4 protein-coding genes are annotated in these 6,701 nt (G+C 44.9%); 3 read left to right on the top strand and 1 reads right to left on the bottom strand.

What is annotated here, in order from left to right; genetic code table 11:
• Both ACTD55_RS08200 and ACTD55_RS08195 read left to right on the top strand, forming a co-directional pair.
• A partial coding sequence (locus ACTD55_RS08200; protein WP_438863835.1) for an alpha-L-arabinofuranosidase C-terminal domain-containing protein occupies positions 1-946 on the top strand: 946 nt, incomplete at its 5' end.
• A 285-nt stretch (positions 947-1,231) separates the two neighbouring features.
• Entirely contained in the window at positions 1,232-3,646 is a 2,415-nt protein-coding gene (locus tag ACTD55_RS08195; protein ID WP_438863834.1) for a beta-L-arabinofuranosidase domain-containing protein, read from the top strand.
• A 367-nt stretch (positions 3,647-4,013) separates the two neighbouring features.
• On the opposite strand, the gene ACTD55_RS08190 is transcribed toward ACTD55_RS08195, so the two are convergent.
• Positions 4,014-5,642 carry a sodium:solute symporter gene (locus tag ACTD55_RS08190; RefSeq protein WP_438863833.1) on the bottom strand — a complete coding sequence of 543 codons (1,629 nt, stop codon included), beginning with the start codon at positions 5,640-5,642 and terminating at the stop codon, positions 4,014-4,016.
• A 318-nt stretch (positions 5,643-5,960) separates the two neighbouring features.
• Between ACTD55_RS08190 and ACTD55_RS08185 the strand changes: the two genes are divergently transcribed.
• Positions 5,961-6,680, top strand: a complete 720-nt coding sequence (locus ACTD55_RS08185; protein ID WP_438863840.1) for a FadR/GntR family transcriptional regulator — start codon at positions 5,961-5,963, stop codon at positions 6,678-6,680.
• Positions 6,681-6,701 lie beyond the last annotated feature (21 nt).

The following is a 6,701-nucleotide window of genomic DNA, read 5'->3' as shown; positions in this document are numbered from 1 at the left end:
TGGTGGTAGCATGACGCCAGAATTTTACAGTAATTTGTATAAACAGTACGCGAGCTTTCTAAAAACACCTGCTGACAATACGCCTATTTTGATTGCCAGTGGTGGTACAGATGACAGAACTGAATGGACAGAGACATTATCTAGTCTGGAACCTGTTTTTGCCTATCGTATAAATGCGATAAGCCACCACTACTACACACTCCCTACCGGAGTCTGGGAGAAAAAAGGCAGTGCATTAGATTTCCCTGAAGAAGAGTGGGCCTCGACCATGTCGCGTACTCTGCACATGGAAGAAATTCTGGAGAAAAATCTGGCCATTCTGGATAAGAATGATCCTGAGAAAAAGCTCGGCTTTTATGTGGATGAATGGGGCACATGGTATGACGTTACCGAAGGCGATCCCGGATTCCTGTATCAGCAAAATAGTATTCGAGATGCCATCGTTGCTGCACTTAACTTCAATGTATTCCATCAACATGCTGAGCGGGTACAAATGACGATTATTGCGCAAATGGTAAACGTACTACAGGCGATGATTCTTACCGATAAAGACAAGATGATTCTGACACCGACCTATTATGTATTCCTAATGCATAAACCGTTTCAGGATGCGACCTATTTGCCGGTGTCGTTAGCCAACAATCCGGAATACAAGTTGGGTGACTATGCGGTTCCTAAAGTCAGTGCCAGTGCCGCCACAGGCACTGACGGTAAAACCTGGATCACTTTGGTTAATACAGACCCAAGCAAATCTGAAAATATCGAGATTGGCGGTCAGTATAAGATGATTGAAGGGCAAATCCTCAGTGCTGACAAAATGGATGCGCACAATACTTTTGACTCGCCGGATACCGTCAAACCAGTCAGTTTTAAAGCAACGGCCAGCAAGGGGAAACTAGGCTTCAGTTTACCGCCAAAATCGGTGCTGGTAGCTCAGCTTAAGTAAGTAACTAATAATAGTAGCGGTAGGGTTTATTGATTGCCGCTGCTATTAAATGTATAGATATAATTCATGGTTGCCAGTATCTGGTCACTAAACGCGATTGCAAATTCAGATGGTTTCGCTGGTGGCAAGTTGTGGTACTGGTGAGCCGGTGCAGATATATTTCGCAGTTCTTCCGGTCGATATTCTATTGACCTTGGTGTTATAGCCATAAAAACATCCGATCAATATGACATCACCATGCGAAAACAAAGACTCTACCCGAATTAAGAATAGTCAGGAGATAGTATGACTCCGTTTGTTAACCGCTTTGTCCTTTCAACAAAGTCTTTTGGAATACTACTGTGCTGTCTCACCTTGTCGAGTCAGGTTGAGTCTGTCGAACTATTTCCGCTATCTCAGGTGCATCTAACCGATAGTCCGTTTAAGCACGCACAACAAACCAATATTGAATACATTCTGGCCATGCAACCGGACAAATTGCTTGCGCCTTACTTGCGCGAAGCCGGTTTACCAACAGAAGCGGAATCCTACGGTAACTGGGAAAACTCGGGGCTCGATGGTCATATTGGCGGGCATTATCTTAGTGCGTTGAGTTTAGCCTATGCCGCTAGCGGTGATGTTGAGCTTAAAAACAGGCTTGATTATATGCTCACACAGCTGCGCCAGGCCCAGCTTAAAAATGGTGATGGCTACATAGGTGGAATACCGAATGGTCAAGCGGCCTGGGATGAAATCAGGCAGGGTGAAATTAAGGCGGATTTATTCTCGTTAAATGATCGTTGGGTGCCCTGGTATAACCTGCATAAAACCCTGGCCGGACTGCGTGATGCGTATCAGTTGGGTGAAAGTGAACTGGCTCGCACTATGTTAGTGGAATTGACTGATTGGGTAGATAATTTGGTCAAAAACCTCAGTGATCAGCAAGTCCAGACTATGCTGAAAGCCGAACACGGCGGGCTGAACGAAGTCTTTGCCGACGTTTATGCGATGACCGGTGATAAACATTATTTGACCTTGGCTAAACGTTTTGCTCATCAACTGATTTTACAACCGTTGCTGAAAGGCGAAGATAAACTGAACGGCTTGCATGCCAATACCCAGATCCCCAAAGTCATCGGTTATTTACGCATTTCCGAGCTGGATAATAATCAGGCCTGGCACGATGCAGCGGATTTCTTTTGGCACGATGTGACTGAAAAACGCACGGTATCCATTGGTGGCAACAGTGTGCGAGAACATTTTCATGATGCGGATGATTTCAGTTCCATGCTCGATTCTGTGGAGGGGCCGGAAACCTGTAATACCTACAATATGCTCAAATTGAGCAAAATGTTGTATCAGGATTCGCTTGACACCCAGTATCTGGAGTATTACGAGCGTGCAACCTATAACCATATCCTGTCTTCGCAACATCCGGAAACCGGTGGGCTAGTCTATTTTACCCCGATGCGCTCCGGACACTATCGCACTTATTCACAGGTCGACACCTCGATGTGGTGCTGTGTTGGCTCAGGGATTGAAAATCACAGTAAATACGGAGAGTTAATTTATGCCCATCAAGACGATGAATTGTTTGTTAACCTGTTTATTCCCTCTAAACTCGACTGGCAACAGCAGGGCATAACGCTGCGCTTAGAGACCTTATTTCCTGATCACAATCAGGTGAGCATTAAGGTGATGTCTGATCCAAAAAATCAGACTAAACCATTGACGGTTAATATTCGTCAGCCGCAGTGGCTGAATAACATGGCGGCCAATTTAAAGCTTAACGGTAAAGTCATCCAAAGCGCAGTTGAACACGAAGGTTACATCAGTGTAACGCGTCAGTGGCAAGCCGGAGACGTGATAAGTTGGGACTTTGCGCTTCAGCCCAGGCTAGAGGGATTACCGGACGGCAGTCATCAATATTCGGTATTGTATGGTCCGGTGGTATTAGCCGAAAAAGTCGCTCCGTTTGGCAACGAAAATCTATCATATTTTGCCAATGACGATCGTATGGGGCATGTGGCCAGCGGCCCGACTTGTGCGCCTGAAGCACTGCCAGTGATTGTTGGTGATACTGAAAAATTTCTTAATGGACTCAAACGCCAACCGGGGGCATATCTAGCCTATGCGGTAGGTGAGGGAATGCAAGGCGGGAAGGATGCTATCAACACTAATCCCCCGTTATTGGTGCCGTTTTTCCGTATCCATGAAAGCCGCTATCAGCTTTATTGGCCGCAAATGCCAGCAGAACAATATGACGATTTTGTTGAGCAACAGGCAAAACGGGATCGTGAACGTCAGCAACTGGCCGCCAAAACTATCGATATGATTAATCCCGGCGAGCAACAGGTTGAAGTCGAACATCATTTTGCTGGCGAGGGCAGTCGGGCAGGTGTTAACGCTAACCAGCATTGGCGTGATAGTTCGAAGTGGTTCAGTTATCAGCTACGCGACCCGGAACATCAAGCCAAAATCTTGCGAATTCGCTATTTTGGTGGTGATGGAGGACGGCAGTTCCGTATATTGCTCAATGGTGAACTATTGGCCGAAGTGACTTTGGCTAGCGATAAAGGCGCGAACTTTTACTATGTGGATTATGCGCTCCCGCAACAGATTTTAGATCAAGCCGAAGATGGCACGTACGAGCTGAAATTTGTCGCCGGTGAAAACTCCATTGCTGGCGGGATTTACCGAATAAGATTGTTGAAGAAGTAATAGGCTTTTATTACCAATTAGTGAAGTCGGCTAAGTGTTGGGAGATTGTTGTTATCATCCTGACCATACTGATTGTTGATTGACGGCTTATGCAAATCAGGGGAGGCATGAATTTAAAGGGGTTAGCAAAGCTGCACCTGACTTTGATTAACCCTTTCGTGAGAGCAGTTAAACGGCATACATCGCCGGCTTGGTGGAGTCGTTAAATACAAGTCTGTTGGATATCATTAACAACCAAAAACAATTGATATTAACGCCATTTCCAATAGATGCTCGCGGGCTACCATGAGTAGATTGCTGCTATAAAAAAGGCGGTGCCTAAATATCAACTATTCAGGGATCCGCCTTCTACAGAAAAGATTGTTACTTACCAGAATCGAATATAGATAAACGCGGTAATGGCTAGGATACCCGCGGTATGGATGTAATCCCACTTATCCAGTCCGGCGCGCATTTCACTCCATTGTGATTTACTGATACTGCCAAAGGTTAGGCCTTGCAATTTTTCGTCATCACATTGTTTGGTGAATAAACTTACAACCACCATAATGGCTGAAACCAGCACAAATAGCAGGATACAGAAATACAGCCAATTCATATCGGTGATCCAGGCAATGGAGGTGCCCTGAATGTCATCGCGAAATGGTAATAACACTAAACGGATCATCCCCATAATAAAGCCGGACACCAGACCAATATAACCCGCAGCTGCGGTGATACGTTTGCTAATTAATCCGAGGAAGAATACGGCTGCGATGCCTGGGGCGATTAGCGATTGAACACTTTGCAGATATTCATATAACACATCGGCTATCAGACTCATCACCGGGATCCACAACAGGCCTAATAACACAATTACGATAGTCGCGATTCTGCCCACTCTAAGTAAATGTAACTCGGTGGATTCAGGTTTAAACTTCTTATAAAAATCAATGGTAAACAAAGTAGCTGATGAATTAAATAATGAGGCTAAAGAACTCATTAACGCAGCAACCAAACCACCGATGACGATACCTTTGACACCTGAAGGAAGCAGTTCTGAAACCAGTGTTGGAAAGGCTTGGTCAGCGCTATCGTAGTGGATTATTCCTTTCGCATTCAACGCATAAGCAATCATGCCGGGAACCAGAAAGATAAATACTGGCAACAGCTTTAAATAGCCTGCAAACATCGCACCACGACGGGCTTCTTTAATGCCTTTGGCCGATAACACTCGTTGTACAATATATTGATCCGTACACCAGTACCAAAAACCGATAATAAACGAACCGAAGATCACGCCAGGCCAAGGAAATTCGCTATCTGTTGCAGCACGGATTAAGTGCATATTGGCGTCATTTAGTCGTTCTACTTCTGTCCAGCCGCCAACTTTATCTAAACCGACGACCAGAATGACCACAGAGCCTATAATCAACACCGGAGTTTGCAATACGGATGTCCACATAATGGCTTTCATCCCCCCCAGTACAGTGTATAAGCCGGTGATTAATACCAGACCTACTGCCGAAATCCAGAAAAAATCGATGCCCCATATGGTATCAATGCCCAGAATGGTTTTAAACGCGATCCCGCCAGCGTAAACCGTAACGGCGACTTTGGTTAATACATAGCTAACCAGTGAAATAACTGACAAAAAGGTACGCGAGGCAGAATTATATCGACGTTCCAGAAATTCCGGCATGGTGTAGACTTTGCTGCTCCAATAGAAGGGCACGAATACCCAGCCAAGTAGCAAGATAATCCAGGACTGTAATTCCCAGTGTGCCATTGCCATGCCCGACTGCGCACCGGCACCGGAAAGCCCCACCAAATGTTCTGAACCGATATTAGACGCAAAGATTGACGCGCCAATCACCAGCCATCCGGCATTTCGACCTGCCAAAAAATAGTCTGCCGTGTCTTTTTCCCGTTGCCGCATCGACATCCATACGACACCAATCAGCAAGACGAAGAAACCGCCCAATACCAACCAGTCTAACGCACTTAATTCAACCATATTTTATGTCCCACAAAAGCATCAATGTGTTGACCGTTACACTATCCAATCAGTGATATTGATGCGGTTTATTATTATTGAAATAACATATTATATTATAATATGTGGCTGTAGAAGAGTGATTTGTTAATTATGAGTTAAAAAGGGGTGAAATAATGTTACTTTTTTCCGTTGGCGTGTTTATTTATTTTTATCGTTAAAATTGCCTAGAAAAGATTTAAACGGCATCATCTACGCGTATTATGAAAGTTAAACCCTTGACCTACCGATATAAAATTTCTAGTAGGTAATAACATGTTTGTAATTTGAGGAATAATGATGGCGCGGATCGAGAATCTAAACCTATCCCAGCAAGTCACCAATGAGTTAGGCCAAGCTATTATAGATGGGCGTTACACTATCGAAACCGGATTGCCGACTGAAGCAAAGCTGTGCGAAGAGTATGGTATTAGTCGCACCGCAATCAGGGAAGCGGTAAAAATGTTGGCGGCCAAAGGGCTTATCTCATCCAGACCCCGCAAAGGCATTCAGGTAGAAGAACCGTCGAACTGGAACTTGTACGATACCAGTGTGTTGAAGTGGATGCTGGAAAGTAGTCCGTCATTACTGGTCCTCAAAGAGTTTTTGCAAATGCGTATGGCTATTGAACCGCAAGCCGCAGCGTTGGCTGCCGAATATGCGACAGATGATGATATAGCCAAAATCGGTGACGCGTTGGAGGAAATGAAAGCCTCAGCCAAAGATCCGCAAAAAAGTTTTCATGATGCAGATCTGGCTTTTCACACCAGCATTTTATTTGCCAGTCGTAACCGCTTTTTCTTTCAGCTCAGGGACTTTATCAGCACCGCACTGAATGTCAGTATTCAGCATACGACACCTGCTAAAGGCAGTATTGACAGTATTATTGATGAGCATAATAAGGTCTATCAGGCGATTCGAAGCAGGCAACCTGAGCGGGCACGCAATATGATCCATTACTTGATTGACGAAGCTATGTCGTTTATTGAAGCCGAAATTGCGAGTAAAAAAGCAAAATAATTGGCCTCGCATCAAACGCCT

The sequence above is a fragment of the Neptunicella sp. genome (genome assembly GCF_048268085.1).
Lineage (GTDB): Bacteria > Pseudomonadota > Gammaproteobacteria > Enterobacterales > Alteromonadaceae > Neptunicella.
Note: the sequence above shows the minus strand (reverse complement) of the source record. Positions and strands in the feature narration are given on the sequence as shown.

Bases quoted from the DNA above. Each gene is read 5' to 3' on its own strand.
- ACTD55_RS08185 (WP_438863840.1), top strand. From the start codon at position 5,961: ATGGCGCGGATCGAGAATCTAAACCTATCCCAGCAAGTCACCAATGAG.
- ACTD55_RS08190 (WP_438863833.1), bottom strand. From the start codon at position 5,642: ATGGTTGAATTAAGTGCGTTAGACTGGTTGGTATTGGGCGGTTTCTTC.
- ACTD55_RS08195 (WP_438863834.1), top strand. From the start codon at position 1,232: ATGACTCCGTTTGTTAACCGCTTTGTCCTTTCAACAAAGTCTTTTGGA.